The organism is Lysobacter oculi, assembly GCF_003293695.1.
GTDB classification, from domain to species: Bacteria; Pseudomonadota; Gammaproteobacteria; order Xanthomonadales; family Xanthomonadaceae; genus Solilutibacter; species Solilutibacter oculi.
On the sequence record NZ_CP029556.1, the window covers coordinates 183,146 to 202,062 of the forward strand.

The window sequence follows — 18,917 nt, forward strand, 5'->3', positions numbered from 1 at the left end:
CACGCAAAGGTGAAATGGAATGCCGCGATGGCGGCGATCGACGATGGCTATGACGGCTGACCCGCAACAGGCGATACGACAGGCACGGCGCGCCATCGAAGGCGCGTCGACGCGTGACCGTGGCCGCTTACTGGGCCTGCTGGCGAAGTGGCAGGCGAAGCCGGGCGATGTCGCGTTGCGCGATGCCTTCGCCCACAAGCTGGAAGCCTCGGTCGCCGCGCGCGAAACCCGCGCCGCGCAACTGCCCGTCGCCACGATCAACGCCGAGCTGCCGATTGCCGCGCACGCCGACGAGATCGTCGAACTGATCCGCACGCATCAGGTCGTGGTGATCGCCGGCGAGACCGGCAGCGGCAAGACCACGCAGTTGCCCAAGCTCTGCCTGCAGGCCGGGCGTGGCGCGGCCGGGATGATCGGCTGCACCCAGCCACGCCGCATCGCCGCGCGGTGGGTGGCGCGGCGCGTGGCCGAGGAACTGCAGGTGCCGATGGGCGGCGCGGTTGGTTTCCAGGTCCGCTTCAACGACCAGGTCGGCGATGCCACCGCGATCAAGTTCATGACCGACGGCATCCTGCTGGCCGAGATCCAGACCGACCGCTGGCTGTCGAAGTACGACACGATCATCATCGACGAGGCGCACGAGCGCAGCCTCAACATCGACTTCCTGCTCGGCTACCTCAAGCAGCTGTTGCCGAAGCGCCCGGACCTGAAGCTGGTCGTCACCTCGGCCACCATCGACACCATGCGTTTCGCCGCGCATTTCGAAGGCGCGCCGGTGGTGGAAGTGGAGGGCCGCACTTTCCCGGTCGAGCATCGTTACCGCCCGCTGGAAGGCGAAGGAGAGGACGATGGCGAACGCACCGTGCTCGACGGCATCGTCGCCGCCTGCGACGAAATCACCCGCGAGAATCCGCTGGGCGACACGCTGATCTTCCTGCCGGGCGAGCGCGAGATCCGCGACGCGCACCTGGCGCTGGAACGGCGCAAATACCGGCATACGGAAGTCGTGCCGCTGTACGCGCGGCTTTCCGCCAAGGACCAGGACAAGGTGTTCCAGCCCGGCCCGCAGCGGCGCATCGTGCTGGCGACCAATGTGGCCGAGACCTCGCTGACCGTGCCGCGTATCCGCTACGTGGTCGATCCCGGCTTCGCGCGGGTCAAGCGCTACAGCCCGCGCCAGAAACTGGACCGCCTGCACATCGAGGCGATCTCGCAGGCCAGCGCCAACCAGCGTGCCGGTCGCTGCGGGCGCGTCGCCGATGGCGTCTGCATCCGGCTGTATTCGGATGCTGATTTCGGTGCGCGCAGTGAATTCACCGACCCCGAGATCCGCCGTTCCGCGCTGGCCGGCGTGATTTTGCGGATGTTGAGCATCGGGCTGGGCGACATCGAGACCTTCCCGTTCCTGGAGCCGCCGGACCCGCGCGCGGTGGCCGATGGCTGGCAGCAGCTGGCCGAGCTCGGTGCGGTGGATGCCCATCGCAAGCTGACCGCCATCGGGCGGCAGATGGCGAGACTGCCGGTGGACGTGAAGCTCTCGCGCATGCTGATTGCCGCGGATAAACACGGCGTGCTGCACGAGATGCTGGCCATCGCCAGCTTCCTCGGCATCCAGGATCCGCGCGAACGCCCGGCCGATGCACGCGCCGCCGCCGATAACGCACACGCCCTGTTCGCCGACGCAAAATCCGAATTCATCGGCATCTGGAAACTGTGGGAAGCCTTCCGCATCGCCCACGAAGACCTGAGCCAGTCGCAGCTGCGCAAATGGGCGGAGAAGCACTACCTCGGCTTTCTGCGCCTGCGCGAATGGCGCGAGCTGCATCGCCAGCTCAAGCTGCAATGCGAGGAACTGGGCTGGGCGACGCAGCGCGTGGAGGCGTCATCAGCGCGCACCGACGCGAATGCCGACAAGCGCCAGCGGCCACGCAAGCCGGGGCAGGGTGAAGCGGTGCGTGTCGTGACGCGTGCGGATGTGCAGCCGGATGCCGCGCAGGCCGCCTCGCACGTTGACTATGCCCGCCTGCATCGCGCGTTGATCGCCGGGCTGCCGACGCAGGTCGCGCACCTCGGTGATCGCGGCATCTACGAAGGCCCGCGCGGTCGCCGCTTCCAGCTGTTTCCCGGTTCGGTGCTGGCGAAGAAGCCGCCGCCGTGGCTGCTCTCCGCGACGCTGCTGGACACCGAAAAAGTCTGGGCGATCACCAATGCGGCGATCGAACCGGACTGGGTGATCGCCGAAGTGCCGCACCTGCTCGCGCGCCGTCATCACGATCCGCACTGGTCGCGTTCGCAGGGGCGCGTCGTCGGCAGTGAGCAGATCAGCCTGTTCGGGCTGGTGCTGGCGCCGAAGAAGCCGGTGCATTACGGCGCGCTGTATCCGGAGGAATCGCGTGCGATTTTCGTGCGCGAAGGGCTGGTGCCGGGCGAGGTGAACACCCGCAGCGGCTTCCTCGCCCGCAACCTGCGCGTGCTCGCCGATGCCAGGGAAGAGGAAGCCAAGCTGCGCCGCGCCGGACTGGTGGTCGACGAGGACTGGCAGGCGCAGTGGTATCTCGATCGCCTGCCATCGCACATCCACAACGCGCAGGCGCTGGATGCGTGGTGGAAGGGTTTGTCGAAGGACGCGCAGGCCGCGCTCGAATGGACGCGCGATGACCTGCTGGTCGTGGACGAAACAGATGCCGCGCGTTTCCCGCCCTATCTGGCGATGGGCGATGTGCGTCTGGCCGTGCGCTACCGCTTCGAGCCCGGTGCCGCCGATGACGGCATGACGCTCGCCGTGCCGCTGCACCTGCTCGGCGCGTTGGACGCGGCGCGGCTGTCGTGGCTTGCACCCGGCTTCGTGCAGGACAAGGCGGCGGCGCTGATCAAGTCGCTGCCGAAATCGCTGCGGCGCAACTTCGTTCCGGCGCCGGATTTCGCCCGCGCCTTCGCCGAGGCGCATCGCGAACCGGAGCCGGGCGACATGGCCTCCAGCCTCGCGCGTTTCCTCAAGCGCTTGGCGGGCGTGGAAGTGATGGAGGCGGATTTCGACGAAGCCGGCATCGACCCGCATCTGCGCATGAACCTGCAGCTTCAGGACGAGTCCGGCCAGCACGTGCTGGCGAATTCCCGCGATCTCGCCGACCTGCGTGCGAAGTTCGGCCAGCGTGCGCAGCGTGCCTTCGCCGCGCGGGCCGCGAAGGATCTGGCGAAGGCCGGGCTCACCGCGTTCCCTGAACCACCGATTCCGTCGCAGGTGATGGGCGATGGCGGCATCCCGGCGTTCCCCGCGCTGCATGACGATGGCGAGTCGGTGTCGCTGCACGTGCATGCGCAGCGCGCGAATGCCGAACACCACCACCCAGAAGGCGTGCGCCGTCTGCTGCGCATCGCGCTGGCCGACAAGCTCAAGCAGGCACGCCGGCAGCTGCCGATCCCGCCCAAGACCGGCCTGCTGTATGCCGCCATCGATCACGCGCCGAGCAAGGTCGAGGCGTTGCGCAAGCCGGTCGCGCGCGATGCCGATCAGCTGCGCGAGGATCTGGTCGAAGGCGCCTTCGCCGCGCTCACCGCCGAAGGGCTGGGCGATGTGCGGGATGCGGATGCCTTTGCGCAGCAGGCGGACGTCATCGGCAAGACGCTGTTCGGCGAAGCGATGCGCCGGCTGCAGCAGGCCGAGGCGATCCTCGCCGGTGTCGCCGAAGTGCGCGCCAAGCTGGAATCGAAACTGATGGGCTGGGCCAGCGGCAATCTGGACGACATGCGCGCGCATCTGGCCGCGCTCGCCGCGCCCGGTTTCCTGCGCGAGACGCCGGCGCAGGCGCTCGCCGATCTGCCGCGCTACCTCAAGGCGTTGTCGCTGCGTGCCGAACGTGCGCAGCGCGACCCGCAGAAAGACCAGACGCGGATGTTGGAGCTGAAACCCTTCGCCGACGCGCTGGCCGATGCCGACCCGCTGCATCCCGAAGCACGCGCGTTGCGCTGGGAGCTGGAAGAGCTGCGCGTGGCGACCTTCGCGCAGGAACTCGGCGCGAAGGGCGGCGTCTCGGCAAAGAAACTGGCCGCGCGCATCGCGCGGCTCGCGAACGGGTGATGCCGCTTACTTGATGCGCTTGACCTTGGCCTGCACGCCACTGCCTTCCACGCGCATCCACCACGCACCGAGCGCGCCCGGGCGGATCGTCACCGGCAGGTTGGTGCCGCGCACGCCGTAGAGCGTGGTCGCGTCGGTCTGCTGCCAGACTTCGCCGTTTTCAAGCGTGTACTGGCGCTTGGCATCGAAGCCCTTGAACTCGCCGACAAGACGGCTCGTGATCGGCTGGCCATCGCCGAAATCGAAGAAACCCTTGTGCTTCTTCACCACTTCCTGCCGGCCTTCCTCGCGCGCCTGTTCGATCGCCGCCTTGTCGGGCGCATTGCGCGACAGCCACGCGTTGAGGCGGGCCAGTTCCTCTGCCGACAGCTTGTCGAGGCCGGCGGCCTTGAATTCGTCGGCGGTCATCTGCCGCTCGATGGGCGCGGCCTCCCGCGACTGAGCGAACGCGGTGAACGAGGCAAGCGTCAGGACGATGGCGATGAACGGGCGGATCGCGCGCATGGGGCTTCCAATCGCTGGGGTTGCCGGTAGTGTAGCCATACCGTATTGCTGAATGCGTCCCCCGGAATCGATGCCGCCGTGGCCCCCACCACGCCCCTGAACGTGTTGTTCGCGCTGCCCACCGCCGATGCGCTGGGCGCCGACATGCGTGCGTGGCTGGCGACGGCGCTGCCGCAGGGCATCAGCGATCAGGCGGCCTTGCCGTTGCCGGCCATCTTCGAGTTGCTGGCCGGCCTCAATGCCGATGCCGACATGCTGGCCGCCGCCGTCCTCGACGCCGCCCGCAGCAGCGGCATCGACATGCGCGGCATCGACATGCCCGCGCGTCTGCGCCAGTTGCTCGATGGGCTGGAAGCGGAATCGCAGGTGCGCGCGCTGCATGCCGAGCAGGGGCAGGGCGGCGATCCTGAAGGCCTGCGCCGCCTGCTGCTGGCGATGAGCCAGGACCTGCGCGTGGTGCCGATCCTGCTGGCGCGCCATCTGGTGCGGCTGCGCGGTGCATCGGTGGAAGAGGGTGAAGACGCGCGCACGCTGGCGCGGCTGACCCGCGACATCCACGCGCCACTCGCGAACCGGCTCGGCATCTGGCAATTGAAGTGGGAGCTGGAAGATCTCAGCTTCCGCGTGCTCGAACCCGAGCAGTACCGCCGCCTCGCGCGCCTGATGGACGACACCCGGCGCGGGCGCGAAAGCTATATCGAAGTGGTGAAGTCGGCGCTCGGTGAAGCGCTGGCCACGCACGGCATCGACGCCGAAGTCGCCGGGCGTTCCAAACACCTCTACAGCGTGTGGCGGAAGATGCAGAAGAAGCATCTCGCCTTCGAAGGCCTGCACGATCTGCGCGCCGTGCGCGTGCTGGTCGACACCACGCCGGAGTGCTACGCGGTGCTCGGCCTGGTGCATGCGTTGTGGATGCCGGTGCCGGGCGAGTTCGATGACTACATCGCGCGACCCAAGGCCAATGATTACCGCTCGCTGCACACCTGCGTGTCCGGCCCCGAAGGCAAGGTGGTCGAGGTGCAGATCCGCACCCGCGAGATGCATCGCCATGCCGAACTGGGCGTGGCCGCGCACTGGCGCTACAAGGAAGGCGGTGCCGGCGATGTGGCGCTGGAACGCAAGGTGGCGTGGATGCGCCGGCTGCTCGATGCCGCGCGCGACGAGAGCGATGCCGAACTGCGCGCCGACCTTGACCAGGAACTGGTGGAGGAACGCGTCTATGCGCTGACGCCGAAGGGCGAGGTCATCGACCTGCCGGCCGGCGCGACGCCGCTGGATTTTGCCTACCGCGTGCATACCGACATCGGCCATCGCTGCCGGGGCGCGAAGGTGGATGGGCGCATCGTGCCGCTCGATTACAAGCTGGCCACCGGCGAGCGCGTCGAAGTGATGGTCGGCAAGACCGGCGAACCGCGCCGCGACTGGCTGCTGCCGGGCAACCGTTTCCTTGCCAGCCCGCGTTCGCGCGAGAAGGTGCGGGCGTGGTTCCGCCGGCTCGATCGTGACCGCAACCAGCAGGCCGGCCGCGAAATGCTGGAACGCGAACTGAAGCGCATGGGCCTGTCCGATGCCGACCTCGCCCCGGCGCTGGCGCGTTTCCACCTCGACAGCGTGGACGAACTGCAGGTGCAGGTGGCGCTCGGCGAGATCGGCCCGAGCCAGGTGGTGCGCGCACTCAACGACGCGCGGCGTCCGCCCGAGCCGGTGACCGAAGAGATGCCGGTCGCCGCATCGCGGCCTGCGCAGTCGGCGCCGGCGGGCGTGTCGGTGGGTGGCGTCGACAACCTGCTGGTCAACGTGGCGCGCTGCTGCCAGCCGCTGCCGGGCGAGCCGGTGGTGGGCTATCTCACCCGCAGCCGCGGCCTGTCGCTGCATCGCGCCAACTGCGCCGCGCTCAAGCGCATGTCGGCACGCGAACCCGAGCGCCTGATGCCGGTGGACTGGGGCGATGCCGCGCCGCGACAGGGCGTGGACATCGTGGTGGACGGCATCGACCGCAAGGGCTGGCTGCGCGATGTCAGCAACCTGATCGCGCAGGAAGGCGTGATGGTGCGGGCGATCCGTGGCGATGGCGCCTCGCGCGACGGACGGCAGCGCCTGCTGATCGGCGTGGAGGTGCGCGATATCGGCCAGCTCTCGCAACTGCTCGGCAAGCTGTCCGCGCTGCCCGGCGTGCTGGATGCGCGGCGTGGCGGCTGAGCCGGCCATGCCCGGCGCGGCGATAGACTGCGCCGGTTCTTCCTCGCCTTCTCCCGCCTTGATCGACTCCGTTTCCCCGATGCGCGTGCTGCTGACCGGCGCCACCAGCCAGGTCGGCGTTGCCTTGCGCGCGCTGCTGCATGAACAGGGGCATGAAGTCGTCGCGTTGAGCCGCAATGCCGTGGCGGATGACGCGTCGGTGCGTTGGCAGCAGGCCGATCTGGGCGATGGCTGGCCGGCGATCGGGCGCTTCGATGCGGTGATCAGCTTCGGGCCCATGCAGGCGCTGGCCGATGCGCTGGCCGCGCTGGATGACGCCCCGTGCCGCCGGCTGGTCGCGACCAGTTCGATGAGCGCGGTGAGCAAGCGCGACTCGTCCGTCGCCGAAGACCGCGCACTGTCCGCTTCACTGCGCGAGGCCGAGGCGGCACTTGTCACGCAATGCGAGCGGCTCGGCATCGGCTGGACCGTGTTGCGCCCGACGATGATCTACGGCCTCGGCATCGACCGGAACATCAGCCCGGTGGCGCGGCGCGCGGCGCGCACGCGGGTGTTTCCGTATCCGCGCGGCCGCGGCATGCGCCAGCCGGTGCATGCGGAGGATGTCGCGCTCGCGGCATGGCGCGCGCTTCACCGGGATGCCGCCATCGGAAGGATCATCGAGATCGGCGGCGGCGAGCGCCTGCGCATCGATGCCATGTTTCGCCGCGTGCGCGCCGGCCTGCCCGCGTGGACCCTGCCGTTGCCGGTGCCGCGCGTCGCCCTGGCCTTGGCGGCTGTCTTGCGGCCGGGACTGCGCGGTTTCGTCTCGCGCATCGACCAGGACCTGCTGGCCGACAACACGCGGCTGGAAAAAATCCTGGGCGTGAAGCCGCGCGGCTTTTCACCCGGCCCGGCACAGTGGCGGGAGGCGGCGAAGTGAGCGCTTCCGTGTCCGCCATGCCGCGCAGCGCGGTGGTGCTGTGCAGCTACAACGGCGAACGCTTCCTGCCCGCGCAGTTCGACAGCCTGCGGGCGCAGACACGCCAGCCGGATGTCTATGTGCTGTCCGACGATGTGTCCTCCGATGCGGGTTGGGACCTGCTGCAGGCATTCGGCCGCGAACGCGCGCAGGCGGGATGCGAGGTCATCCTCCATCGCAATGACGCGAACCTCGGCTACGTGCGCCATTTCGAGCAGGCCCTGCAGCGGGCCGATGCCGAGGTGCTGTTTCCCTGCGACCAGGACGATGTCTGGCATTCGCGCAAGATCGAACGGATGCTGGCGGAATTCGCGCGACGCCCCAGCCTGATGGTCCTGCACGGCGATGCGCGGCTGGTGGATGGCGAAGGGCGCGATCTGGGCCGGCGCCTGCTGCAGGTGCTGGAAGTGACGCCGGCAGAAATGACGGCGATGCATGCGGGGCGCGGCTTCGACGTGCTGCTGCGGCGGAATATCGTGACCGGCGCGGCGATGGCCCTGCGCCGCGAGGTATTGCGCGATGCGTTGCCGGTCGCCGACCACTGGGCCCACGACGAATGGCTGGCGCTGATCGGCGCGATGCTGGGCGAAGCCGACACGCTGGAAGAAGCCGTGATCGATTACCGGCAGCATGGCGGGAACCAGATCGGAGTGCGGGAGAACGTTGGCCTGCAGCAGGTCGGCATCGGCAAGGCGCGCAATGCATTCATGCAGCGTGCGGCGCTGCGCTTCCAGGGGCTTGCGCGGCACGTGGCATCGACGTATGCGTCGTCGGGTCACACCGATGCGATCGCGGACCGCCTCACCCACGCCCAAGCCCGCGCCCATCTCGCCGCCTCATTCCCCGCCCGCATACCGCAAGTGCTCCGCGAATGGCGCAGCGGGCGTTACGCGCGTTTCGGTTCGGGCTGGCGTTCGGTGATGACCGACCTGCTGAGAATCGACTGATGCAGCCCGCAGCCATTCCATCGATACCCATGTCGTCGGTGACCGCCATCATCGTCACCTTCCAGCCGGACCTGTCCGCGCTGCATGCGCAACTGGCGCGGCTGCGCCCGCAGGTGGCGCAGGCCGTCATCGTCGACAACGCCTCCGGCACCGAAGTGGCCGCCGACCTGCAGGCGCTTGGACACACGTTCAAGGCGCGCTTGCTGCGCAATCGAAACAACCTCGGCATCGCCGCCGCGCTCAACCAGGGCATCGCGGTCGCACGCACCCTGGGCGCGACGCACGTCTTGCTGATGGACCAGGACAGCCTGCCCGCGGCGGACATGGTCGAAAAACTTTCGCTGGCGCTCGCGCGACTTCAATCACAGGAAACCGTCGCGGCGGTGGGCCCGGTCGCCGAGGACCTGCGCACCGGCGAGGCCGCGCCCTTCGTGCGGGTGGGCTTTCCGCTCAACCGCAAGATCCCTGCGGTGCCCGGCGAATGCGTGTACTGCGACTTCCTGATCACCTCGGGCAGCCTGGTGCCGCTGGTCGCGTTGGATGCCATCGGCGGGATGGACGAAGCGCTGTTCATCGACAACGTGGACATGGAATGGTCGTTCGTTCCGTGCGCGGCGTGCGGGATACGCGCTGCATGGCGTTGGCGATGCCCGCATGGGCCACCGCATCGGCGACGGCATCCGCCGGATGGCGCTCGGCGCCAGCTTCGTGCATTCGCCGCTGCGGCTCTACTACATGATGCGCAACCGCGTGCTGCTGTACCGGCGCAGCGCGACGCCGTTTGTCTGGATCGTGCAGGACATCCCCCGCGCGCTGCTCAAGCTGCTGCGTTTCTCGCTGCTGGTGCCGCCGCGCGGCCGCAATGCAGGCGCGATGCTGGCAGGGCTGCGTGACGGAATCCTAGGCAGAACGGGACCCAAACCGCACGCCGGCCGCTGAACTTCCGGCACGCGGGCGGCCCCGGCATCTGGGCTAGACTGCGGCCTCCGCCCCATTTCGCGCGCCGCGCATCGCCCCTTCCCGCATGGCCAAATACGATTACGACGATCCCGATTTCGACGACGCGGACGAGACTGCGGAGGTCGGATCGGGGTGGGGCCGTCGGCTGCTGGTCGTCGCGCTGGCGGTCATGGGCATCGGGCTCGGCTTCCTCATCCCCTACACCCTCTATCTCAACCACCAGGTCAGCCAGCGTTTCGGCGAACTGAAGTGGCAGTTGCCCACGCGCGTCTATGCGCGTCCGCTGCAGCTGGAACCCGGCATCGCGATGGATGCCAGCACACTCAAGAACGAGCTGGATGCCGCCGCCTATCGCGATGACGGCGTCGGCAGCAAGCCCGGCAGCTATGCACGCAAGGGCGGCGTCTTCACCATCTCCAGCCGCGGTTATTACGATGTCGAAGGCCGTATCGCACCGCAGCGCATCCAGGTGTCGCTGGGTAGCGGTGAAGTGGCTTCGGTGCGCGGTATCGGCGGCAAGGCCAATGTGCGCGCCGCACGCCTCGACCCCGCCCGCATCGCCACCCTCTACGGCCAGAAGCAGGAGGAACGCCGCCTGGTCAGTCTGGACGAAGTGCCGGAAGCGCTGGTCACCGGCCTGCAGGCGGTCGAGGACCGCGACTTCGCGCGTCACCACGGCATCGATCCGTCCGGCATGGCGCGTGCGGTCTGGGTCTCGCTGCGCTCCGGCGGCAAGAGCCTGCAGGGCGGCAGCACGCTGACCCAGCAGCTGGCACGCAGCGGCCTGCTCGGCATCGGCAAGGAACAGACACCGAGCCGCAAGCTCAAGGAAATCCTCTACGCGCTGATCCTGGAGGCGCGCTACGACAAGCGCACCATCCTCGAAACCTATTTCAACCAGGTCTACCTGGGCCAGCGGGGTTCGCAGGCGATCCACGGCGTGGCTTCGGCATCGGAGTTCTGGTTCAACCGCAACCTGTCCGATCTCAGCAACGAGCAGATCGCGCTGCTGATCGCGATCGTCAAAGGCCCGTCGTACTACGACCCGCGCCGCAATCCCGAGCGTGCCCGCGAGCGTCGCAACTTCGTGCTGGGCGAGATGCTGGAAACCGGCATCATCGACAAGAAGGAACACGACCGCGCCGTCGCCGCGCCGCTCGGCGTGAGCCAGGAACCCGGTGGTGCCGCGCCGAACCGCTTCCCCGCCTACGTCGATCTGGTGCGCCGCCAGCTGGTGCGCGACTACCCGGCCGATTCGCTGCAGGGCGCGGGGCTGGCGGTGATGACGGCGATGTCGCCTTCCGCGCAGGGCTATGCCGAGGGCGCGGTGACGCGCACGCTGAAATCGCTCGGCCCGCGCAAGAACGCGCCGCTCGAAGCCGGCCTGGTGATGACCGATGTGCACACCGGCCAGGTGGTCGCCGCGGTCGGCAGCCGCGACTTCTCCAACCCCGGTTTCAACCGTGCGATCGAGGCGCAGCGCCCGGTCGGTTCCATCATCAAACCCTTCGTCTACCTGCTGGCGCTGGCGCAGCCGGGCAAGTGGTCACTGGCGAGTTATGTCGATGATTCGCCGCTGACCATCCGCCAGGGCAATGGCCAGGGCTGGTCGCCCGGCAATTCCGATGGCCGCAGCCACGGCACCGTGCGCGTCATCGATGCGCTGGCGCAGTCCTACAACCTGGCGACGGTGCGGCTGGGCATGGATGTGGGGCCGGAGCGCGTGGCGCAGCTGACCCGCACGCTGGCCGGCATCGAGCCGCAGACCAATCCCTCGCTGCTGCTCGGCGCCACCGACCAGAGCCCGTACGCGATGGCGCAGCTCTACCAGTTCCTCGCTTCCGGGGGCGAAGTGCAGCCGCTGCATGCGGTGCGAGGCGTGCTGGACCCCAAGGGCCGCGCGATCAACCGCTACGACAACGCGCCGGCGCCGGCGCAGAAGGGTGATGCCATCGCCGCGCGGCTGGTGACCATCGCGCTGCAGCAGGCGGTGTCCTCGGGCACCGGGCGGCAGCTGGTCGCCGATGGCCTGGGCCGGCTCAAGGCCGCGGGCAAGACCGGTACCTCCAACGACAGCCGTGACAGCTGGTTCGCCGGCTGGACCGGCGACCACCTCGCCGTGGTCTGGGTCGGCAACGACCAGAACAAGCCGACCGGCCTGTACGGCGCGACCGGCGCGATGCGCGTGTGGTCGGGCATCTTCTCGCGCCTGCCGAGCCAGCCGCTGGAAGTGGGCGATGACGGCATCGACTGGCAGTGGGTGGATGGCAGCCATGCCACCGATGCCGCCTGCCCGGGTGCGCGCCGCTTCGCCTTCGTGCGTGGCTATGCGCCGGCCTACCAGGCCTGCGTGATCGCGCCGCCCACGCCGGAAGTGCAGTACGACGAATACGGCAACCCGATCACCGCGCCGCCAGCCGAAGACGAAGGGGGTGGCTGGCGCGAATTCTTCGGCCTGGGCGATCGCCGCCCACCGCAGGACCCGGCCACCACGCCGCCATCGGCATCGCCGCCCGCGCCGCAGCCGCCGCCTCCACCGCCGCCATCGCGATGAGGGCGGCAGCGAAGGAACGCGCCCGCCGATGAGCACGCTCCGCGACCGTACCCGCGAGGCCCTGGGCGAAGCCGGGCCGCTGGCGTCCGCCATCCCCGGCTTCGTGCCGCGCGAGACGCAGCAACGGCTGGCCGACGCCATCGCCGACGCCGTCATCGAGACAGGCACCCTGCTGGCCGAAGCCGGCACCGGCACCGGCAAGACCTACGCCTATCTGGTGCCGGCGCTGCTGTCCGGCCGCAAGACCATCATCAGCACCGGCACCCGCGCGCTGCAGGACCAGCTCTATCACCGCGACCTGCCGCGCGTGCGCGAGGCGCTTGGCATCGGCCACAGTTCCGCGCTGCTGAAGGGCCGCGCCAACTACCTGTGCCGCCAGCGCATGGAGCAGGCCAAGGGCGAGCCCAAATTCGCCAGCCGCGAACACGCCACCCAGTTCCAGCGCATCGTCGCCTGGAGCGGGCGCACCCGCTTCGGTGACCTGGCCGAGCTGGAAAACATGCCGGAAGACTCGCCGGTCTATCCGCTGGTCACCTCCACCAACGAGAACTGCCTGGGCAACGAATGTCCGTTCTGGAGCGAGTGCTTCGTGGTGCAGGCGCGCCAGCGTGCACAGGCGGCGGATGTGGTGGTGGTCAACCATCACCTGCTGCTGGCCGACCTGGCGCTCAAGCAGGAGGGCTTCGGCGAGATCCTGCCGGGCGCGCAGACCTTCGTGGTCGACGAGGCGCACCAGTTGCCGGAACTCGCCGCACAGTTCTTCGGTGAAGGCCTGGGCGCACGGTTGCTGGTGGAACTGGCGCGCGATGTCCTGTCCGCCTCGCGCGAATCCTCCGGTGCGCTCGCCGCGTTGCAGGCCCCTGCGCAGCAGTTCGAACACGTCAGCCGCTACCTGCGTGCGGCGATGGACAACCTGCCGGTGCGCGGCACCCGCGAACGCGCGTTGCACGAACCGGCAGTCGAGAGTGCGTTCGATGCCTTGTCGGATGCGCTCGTCGCGTTGATCGCGGCGCTCGGCCCGTGGCGCGAAAGCGGTCCCGCGCTCGATGCCGCCCACGCCCGCGCGGTCGAGGCCGAAGCCCGCCTGCAACGCTGGCTGGAAGCCTGGAACCGCGATCTGGATGAGGAGGCCGAACCGCTCGACGAGCGCAGCCCCGATCCCGGTCGCGACAACGTCTACTGGTACGAACTGACGCCGAAGGGCTTCCGCCTGCAGCGCACGCCGCTGGATATCTCCGGCCCGCTGCGCCGCCATCGCGAGCAGTCGCGCGCGGCGTGGATTTTCACCTCGGCCACGCTCGCGGTCGGCGGCGCGTTCAACCATGTCTCGCAGCGGCTGGGCCTGTGGGAGCCGGAAACGAGGCTCGAACCCGGCCCGTTCGACTGGCCGCGGCAGGCGCTGCTCTACATGCCCAAGCGCATGCCCGAGCCCTCTGAATTCGGTTTCAACACCGCGGTGGTCGAGGCGGTGCTGCCGGTGCTGCGCGCCTCGCAGGGCCGCGCCTTCCTGCTGTTCGCCTCGCATCGCGCGTTGAAGGAGGCCGCGCAGTTGCTGCGCGAGCGCGACGATATTCCGTGGCCGCTGTTCGTGCAGGGTGAGGCGCCGCGCGCGCAGCTGCTGCAGCAGTTCCGCGATTCCGGCCATGGCGTGCTGCTCGGCACCGCGAGTTTCCGCGAAGGGGTCGATGTCGCGGGCGATGCGCTGTCGGTCGTCGTCATCGACAAGCTGCCGTTTGCCGCGCCGGACGATCCGGTGTTCGAAGCGCGGCTCGATGCCGTGCGCCGCAGCGGCGGCAATCCCTTCCGCGACGAACAGCTGCCGCAGGCGGTGATCGCGCTCAAGCAGGGCGCGGGCCGGCTGATCCGCACCATCGATGATCGCGGCGTGCTGGTGCTGTGCGACCCGCGCCTGCATGGCAAGAGCTATGGCCGCATCTTCATCGACTCGCTGCCGCCGATGCCGCGCACGCGCGAGATCGCCGATGTCGAAGCGTTCTTCGCGATGCGCGATGCAGGTGATGACGCGTCATCCGGATAACCCGCTGCCTGCAGTACCCAGGCCCGTCACGCGCGTGCGGACACCCCGGGCATCCATCCCGCGCCCGGCTCCGCGACGATCGCTTCGCTAAGCTAGCCGCCACATCCGCCACTGCATCGCCATGAACCTGCTCGCGCTCGAAACCAGCACCGAAGCCTGCTCGGTCGCCCTTGTCCACGGCGACCTGCTTATCGAGCGCTTCGAAGTCGCGCCGCGTCGCCACGCCGAACTCACCCTGCCGTGGACCGACGCGTTGCTGGCCGAAGCCGGCCTCGCGCGCAGTGCCGTGCAGGCGATCGCGGTCGGTCGCGGGCCGGGCGCGTTCACCGGCGTGCGGCTCGGCATCTCGCTGGCGCAGGGCATGGCGCTGGCGCTCGGTGTGCCGGCTGTCGCCATTTCCACGCTCGCCGCATTGGCGATGCGTGCCGATGCCGGCGAAGGCGAACGCGTCCTCGCCGCCATCGACGCGCGCATGGGCGAGGTCTATTGCTGCGCCTACGAAATCCGCGATGGCGAACCGCACGCGCTCGGCGATGAACACGTCGGTGCGCCCGACAGCGTGCAGGTGGAAGGCGAAGGCTGGCACGGCGTCGGTACCGGATTCGCCGCGCAGGACAACGCATTGAAGACGCGCCTGGCCGCGCAGCTTGCATCGGTGGATGCCGAAGCCCTGCCGCATGCCGCCGATGTCGCGCGGCTTGCCATCGCCGCCTATAAGCGTGGCGAAGCGGTGGCGCCGGAGCGCATCGAGCCTGCCTACCTGCGCAACAACGTCGCGCTGACGCTGGCCGAGCAGCAGGCGTTGCGGGCGTCACGTGCATGAAAATCAGGCGCATGGACATCACGCGTTGCATCGTTCCCGCGGTGGTCATGGCGATGCTGCCGTTCGCCAGCGCGCAGGCCGCCGACGACATCCAGGTCTGGCAGGGCACGCTCGGCCAGCAGGCCATCGTGATGAAGCGCGATGACGGTCGCTGCGGCGGTCGCTATTTCTATCGCCGCCACCGCATCGACATCACCCTGATGGGCGATGACAAGGCCGCCCGCTGCACGATGCAGGAAATGCCGCCGCGCTGGAGCGACGACACGCCCAAGCCCGAGTGGCGGATGCAGTCGCCGCAGGGCGAGCGTTGGCAGGGCGAGTGGGTCGGTGTCGACGGCAAGCGCCTGCCGATTGCGCTGACCCGCGTACGTGCGCTGCCCGCCGCGAAAGAAGCTTCGCTCACCGCGCTGCGTGGCGACTTCGATCCTTACGCCTACCTGCGCCTGTCCGCGCTGGCGCTGAAGCCCGCCAAGCGCGAAACCGTCAACGGTTATGCCCTGCAATGGCGCAGCCAGCCGGACAGCGGCATCGAAATGTTCGATGTCGCCGCCGGTTACACGCCGGAAGCCCGCGCGCGCATCAACCAGCTCCTGCATCGCCGGCTATGGGAATGGGTCAATGCGGCGTTCGAATGTCGCTCCGGCAACGGCGCCGAAGGCAGCGATTTCGATACACGCACCACGCTCCGCCACATCGATGCACGCGTGCTCAGCGCCAGCCTGTTCACCAGCTACTACTGCGGTGGCGCGCATCCGGATTTCGGCGACGCGCCGCTCAACATCGATGCCCGCACCGGCCGCGAACTCGATCTCGAAGACGTGCTCTGGGTCGGCAAGGGCAAGCCGCTGCATGACGGCCCCGGTGACGAATGGAACGCAGCCTGGGCCGACTACCGCGGCGAGGTTTTCGCGCCGTGGGTGGTCAAGCAGCTCGCGCGTCGCTATACCGCCGAGATGGCCGCGCCCAGGGATGAGGGCAGCTGCGACTACCGCGACCCGGAATTCTGGAAATTCCCCGCCTGGTACGTCACACCGAAGGGCATCCACCTTGCCGCCAGCTTCGCGCGGGTGGCGCGTGCCTGCGACGACCCGGACTGGGCCGTGCTGCCGTGGCCGGTCGTCGATGCCCATCGCGGGGCCGTGCGCCTGCACTGACTTCCGGCACGCGCGGCGCCTGGCCTACGGCGGGATGCTGGATCCCTGTCGCACCGGAGCTTCGCCATGCACCACCCCGAGGCCGCATCGCCCTCCCGCTTCCACGGCTGGCGTGCCGAGACATTGCGCATCGCCTTCGCCCTGTTGCTGCTGATGGGCTTCCGCTCCGCCTTCGCCAACCATTACGTGGTGCCGAGTGGTTCCATGCAGCCCACGTTGATGCCCGGCGACCGCGTGCTGGTCGATATGCGCGCCTACGGCCTGCGCCTGCCGTTCACCCACACGCGCCTGCTCGGTGCGGGCGTGCCCGTGCGCGGCGAGGTCGCCATCTTCGAATCGCCGGTGGAGGGCACGCGCCTGATCAAGCGCGTCGTCGCGGTCGCCGGCGACGAGGTGGAAGTGCGCGACGGCCATCTGCGCATCAACGGGCGGGATGTCGCGGTGGCGGGCGCGCGCGATTCGGAACGCCTCGGCACGCATGTCTTCCAGCTCGATCTGAGCCTTGGCGGTGGCCCCGATGCCGCCGGCCGCGTGCCGCCCGGCAAGGTGCTGGTGATGGGCGATGCGCGCGGCAACAGCGTCGATGGCCGCATGTTCGGCCTGCTGCCGGCCGACACCTTCTACGCGCGGGCCATCGCGGTGTACTGGCGCAGTGGCGAAGGCCCGGTCTGGCGCCGGCTCTGACTATTCGTCGTCGAAGGTGCCGCCGCGCCGGAAGTTCCAGGTGCGCACCACGTTGAGCACGTCGATCTCGTCGCTGGTCTTCGGCAGCGGCGGATAGGGCTGCGCGAGCTTGGCGATGCGCAGCGCGGCCTGGTCGAGGATCGGCTGCCCGCTCGACACCAGCACCTGCGCCGATTCCACGCTGCCGTTGCGGCGGATGCCGATGCTCATCACCACCTGCCCGGACAGCCCACGCTGGCGCGCGGCTTCGGGGAAATTGAGGTTGCCGATGCGCTCGGCGCGGTCCACCCAGCGCCGCAGGTAGTCGGCATAGGCGTATTCCTGCGTGCTCGCGGATACGAACTTGCGCTTCGGGCGCTTGGCGTAGCGCTGCGAGTTGAGATGCACCTCGGCGGCGAGCCGTGCCATGTCGATGTCGTGGGTGACCTTTTCCGGTCCCGGTGGCAGCGGTTCGGCCTCGGCCTGCGGCTGGATGCGCGGCGCCGCCACGCGGGTGTCGCTGTCCGGCGCGGCGACCACGCGCGCTTCCGGCGCCGGCGCGGCCTGCGGGCTCTGTGCGCGCAACGGTTGCGGGGCGATGCCGGCTTCCGGCAACGGCAGCGGGCCGCTCACCGACTCGGTGGGGCGTGATGACTTGTCGTGTTCGCCGCCGCCCTGGTTGCTGGCTTGGGCCAGGAATTCCGCCTGCTTCGGCGTGAGCGGCGTGCGCGTGCCGGAGAGGATGACGTCGAGCATCGGCGTCACCGGCGCGGCCTGTTCCACCGCGAAGCCGACGCCGAGGATGACCAGCGCATGCAGCGCCGCCGACAGCGCCAGCGTCGCGCCGAGCCGGTCGCGCTCGCCCAGCCGCGCGGCGGCGGGCAGGGGCGGGGCCGCGCTTGCGCTCATGCCGCGGCGTCGCGCATCCGCGCCTCGATGGCGTCGAACAGCCGCGCGGCGATGTTGATCCCGAACTGGCGGTCCAGCTCGCGCACGCCGGTCGGGCTGGTCACGTTCAGCTCCGTCATCCAGTCACCGATGATGTCGAGACCGACAAACAGCATCCCCCGCGCCTTCATCTCCGGCCCGACGCGGGCGGCGATCTCGCGGTCGCGCGCCGACAGCGGCCGGCCTTCGCCACGCCCGCCCGCCGCCAGGTTGCCGCGGAACTCGTCGCCCTGCGGGATCCGAGCCAGTGCGTATTCGACCGGTTCGCCATCAACCAGCAGCACGCGCTTGTCGCCATCCACGATCTCCGGCAGGTAGCGTTGCGCCATCGCCAGGTGGCGGCCGCCCTCGGTCAGGGTTTCCAGGATCACGTTGAGATTGGGTTCGCCGGCGGCGGCGCGGAAGATCGAGCGTCCGCCCATCCCGTCCAGCGGCTTGAGCACCGCCTGCCCGTGCGTATTCACGAAAGCCTTGAGCGTGGCGGCGTCGCGGCTGACCACGGTCGGCGGGCAGCAGTCGGGGAAGCGCAGGGCCGCCAGTTTCTCGTTGAAATCGCGCAGGCCGCGCGGGTCATTGACGATCAGGGCGCCCTGTTCGCGTGCGAAATCAAGGAGTTGGGTGTCATGCAGGTAGTCGGCATCGACCGGCGGATCGGTCCGCATCAGCACCGCCTGGCCCGGCCCGAACTCGATATCGGCGAATTCGCCCAGGCTGAACCATTCAGCGGCGTCATCCCGCACGACCAGCGGGGCGACCCGGGTGCCGGCACGGCCGTCGCGCAGGCTCAGGCCGCCGGGCCGGACGTAGAGCAGGCGATGGCCGCGACGCTGGCCTTCCAGCAGCATGGCGAAGGTGGTGTCCTTGGCGGGCTTGATCCCGTCGATGGGGTCCATCACCACCACGATGTCGAGCTGCATGGGTCGGCCTGCGCGAAGACGGATGGCGATGGTAGCAGCGCGTTCGATGCATCACTCCGCAACGCGCGGGAACCGGATGCATCGCACAAAAAAGCAGTGCGCGGCGAAATGCTTGCTTGACATGCCCGCCGCGTAATGAAAGATTCACGCCTTGGTGGAGCCGCGCCGTAG

13 protein-coding genes are annotated in these 18,917 nt (G+C 69.1%); 10 read left to right on the forward strand and 3 right to left on the reverse strand.

The genetic code is table 11. From position 1 onward, the window contains the following. The first annotated feature begins 43 nt into the window (after positions 1 to 43). Positions 44 to 4,078, forward strand: a complete 4,035-nt coding sequence (hrpA, locus tag DCD74_RS00855; protein WP_112925653.1) for an ATP-dependent RNA helicase HrpA — start codon at positions 44 to 46, stop codon at positions 4,076 to 4,078. 6 nt (positions 4,079 to 4,084) lie between these two features. Here hrpA and DCD74_RS00860 read toward each other — a convergent pair whose 3' ends face one another. Then, positions 4,085 to 4,582: a hypothetical protein gene (locus tag DCD74_RS00860; RefSeq protein ID WP_112925654.1), complete on the reverse strand. Its 498-nt coding sequence runs from the start codon at positions 4,580 to 4,582 to the stop codon at positions 4,085 to 4,087. A gap of 144 nt (positions 4,583 to 4,726) precedes the next feature. Between DCD74_RS00860 and DCD74_RS00865 the strand changes: the two genes are divergently transcribed. From DCD74_RS00865 to lepB, 9 genes are all read left to right on the forward strand, one after another. After that, on the forward strand, positions 4,727 to 6,781 hold the full coding sequence (locus DCD74_RS00865; protein ID WP_112927594.1) for a RelA/SpoT family protein: 2,055 nt from the start codon (positions 4,727 to 4,729) through the stop codon (positions 6,779 to 6,781). 79 nt (positions 6,782 to 6,860) lie between these two features. Then, positions 6,861 to 7,703 (forward strand): NAD-dependent epimerase/dehydratase family protein, encoded by an 843-nt coding sequence (locus DCD74_RS00870; protein ID WP_112925655.1) that lies wholly within the window; start codon positions 6,861 to 6,863, stop codon positions 7,701 to 7,703. After that, positions 7,700 to 8,689 carry a glycosyltransferase family 2 protein gene (locus DCD74_RS00875; RefSeq protein WP_237049629.1) on the forward strand — a complete coding sequence of 330 codons (990 nt, stop codon included), beginning with the start codon at positions 7,700 to 7,702 and terminating at the stop codon, positions 8,687 to 8,689. Before DCD74_RS00870 ends, DCD74_RS00875 begins: the two co-directional genes overlap by 4 nt. Beyond that, the gene (locus tag DCD74_RS00880; protein ID WP_237049630.1) at positions 8,614 to 9,582 is read left to right on the forward strand and encodes a glycosyltransferase family 2 protein; all 969 of its coding nucleotides are present in this window, start codon (positions 8,614 to 8,616) and stop codon (positions 9,580 to 9,582) included. The genes DCD74_RS00875 and DCD74_RS00880 overlap by 76 nt, the downstream gene beginning before the upstream one ends. A 131-nt stretch (positions 9,583 to 9,713) precedes the next feature. Next, a complete protein-coding gene (gene mrcB, locus DCD74_RS00885; protein ID WP_112925657.1) occupies positions 9,714 to 12,203 on the forward strand; it encodes a penicillin-binding protein 1B in 2,490 nt (829 codons plus the stop codon). Positions 12,204 to 12,231: 28 nt separating this feature from the next. Next, positions 12,232 to 14,241: an ATP-dependent DNA helicase gene (locus DCD74_RS00890; RefSeq protein WP_112925658.1), complete on the forward strand. Its 2,010-nt coding sequence runs from the start codon at positions 12,232 to 12,234 to the stop codon at positions 14,239 to 14,241. 121 nt (positions 14,242 to 14,362) lie between these two features. Further along, a complete protein-coding gene (gene tsaB / locus DCD74_RS00895; protein WP_112925659.1) occupies positions 14,363 to 15,064 on the forward strand; it encodes a tRNA (adenosine(37)-N6)-threonylcarbamoyltransferase complex dimerization subunit type 1 TsaB in 702 nt (233 codons plus the stop codon). Positions 15,065 to 15,075: 11 nt separating this feature from the next. After that, positions 15,076 to 16,218 carry a hypothetical protein gene (locus DCD74_RS00900; protein ID WP_112925660.1) on the forward strand — a complete coding sequence of 381 codons (1,143 nt, stop codon included), beginning with the start codon at positions 15,076 to 15,078 and terminating at the stop codon, positions 16,216 to 16,218. Positions 16,219 to 16,284: 66 nt separating this feature from the next. Then, complete coding sequence (gene lepB / locus DCD74_RS00905; RefSeq protein ID WP_112925661.1) at positions 16,285 to 16,902, forward strand: signal peptidase I; 618 nt, start codon at positions 16,285 to 16,287, stop codon at positions 16,900 to 16,902. Here lepB and DCD74_RS00910 read toward each other — a convergent pair whose 3' ends face one another. Together DCD74_RS00910 and gshB are read right to left on the reverse strand one after the other, a co-directional pair. Continuing rightward, entirely contained in the window at positions 16,903 to 17,790 is an 888-nt protein-coding gene (locus DCD74_RS00910; RefSeq protein WP_112925662.1) for an energy transducer TonB, read from the reverse strand. Further along, a complete protein-coding gene (gshB, locus tag DCD74_RS00915) occupies positions 17,787 to 18,746 on the reverse strand; it encodes a glutathione synthase (RefSeq protein ID WP_112925663.1) in 960 nt (319 codons plus the stop codon). Before gshB ends, DCD74_RS00910 begins: the two co-directional genes overlap by 4 nt. Positions 18,747 to 18,917 lie beyond the last annotated feature (171 nt).

Coding starts and splice junctions, on each gene's coding strand:
- hrpA (WP_112925653.1), top strand. CDS start 44: ATGGCTATGACGGCTGACCCGCAACAGGCGATACGACAGGCACGGCGC.
- DCD74_RS00860 (WP_112925654.1), bottom strand. CDS start 4,582: ATGCGCGCGATCCGCCCGTTCATCGCCATCGTCCTGACGCTTGCCTCG.
- DCD74_RS00865 (WP_112927594.1), top strand. CDS start 4,727: ATGCGTGCGTGGCTGGCGACGGCGCTGCCGCAGGGCATCAGCGATCAG.
- DCD74_RS00870 (WP_112925655.1), top strand. CDS start 6,861: ATGCGCGTGCTGCTGACCGGCGCCACCAGCCAGGTCGGCGTTGCCTTG.
- DCD74_RS00880 (WP_237049630.1), top strand. CDS start 8,614: ATGGCGCAGCGGGCGTTACGCGCGTTTCGGTTCGGGCTGGCGTTCGGT.
- mrcB (WP_112925657.1), top strand. CDS start 9,714: ATGGCCAAATACGATTACGACGATCCCGATTTCGACGACGCGGACGAG.
- DCD74_RS00890 (WP_112925658.1), top strand. CDS start 12,232: ATGAGCACGCTCCGCGACCGTACCCGCGAGGCCCTGGGCGAAGCCGGG.
- tsaB (WP_112925659.1), top strand. CDS start 14,363: ATGAACCTGCTCGCGCTCGAAACCAGCACCGAAGCCTGCTCGGTCGCC.
- DCD74_RS00900 (WP_112925660.1), top strand. CDS start 15,076: ATGGACATCACGCGTTGCATCGTTCCCGCGGTGGTCATGGCGATGCTG.
- lepB (WP_112925661.1), top strand. CDS start 16,285: ATGCACCACCCCGAGGCCGCATCGCCCTCCCGCTTCCACGGCTGGCGT.
- DCD74_RS00910 (WP_112925662.1), bottom strand. CDS start 17,790: ATGAGCGCAAGCGCGGCCCCGCCCCTGCCCGCCGCCGCGCGGCTGGGC.
- gshB (WP_112925663.1), bottom strand. CDS start 18,746: ATGCAGCTCGACATCGTGGTGGTGATGGACCCCATCGACGGGATCAAG.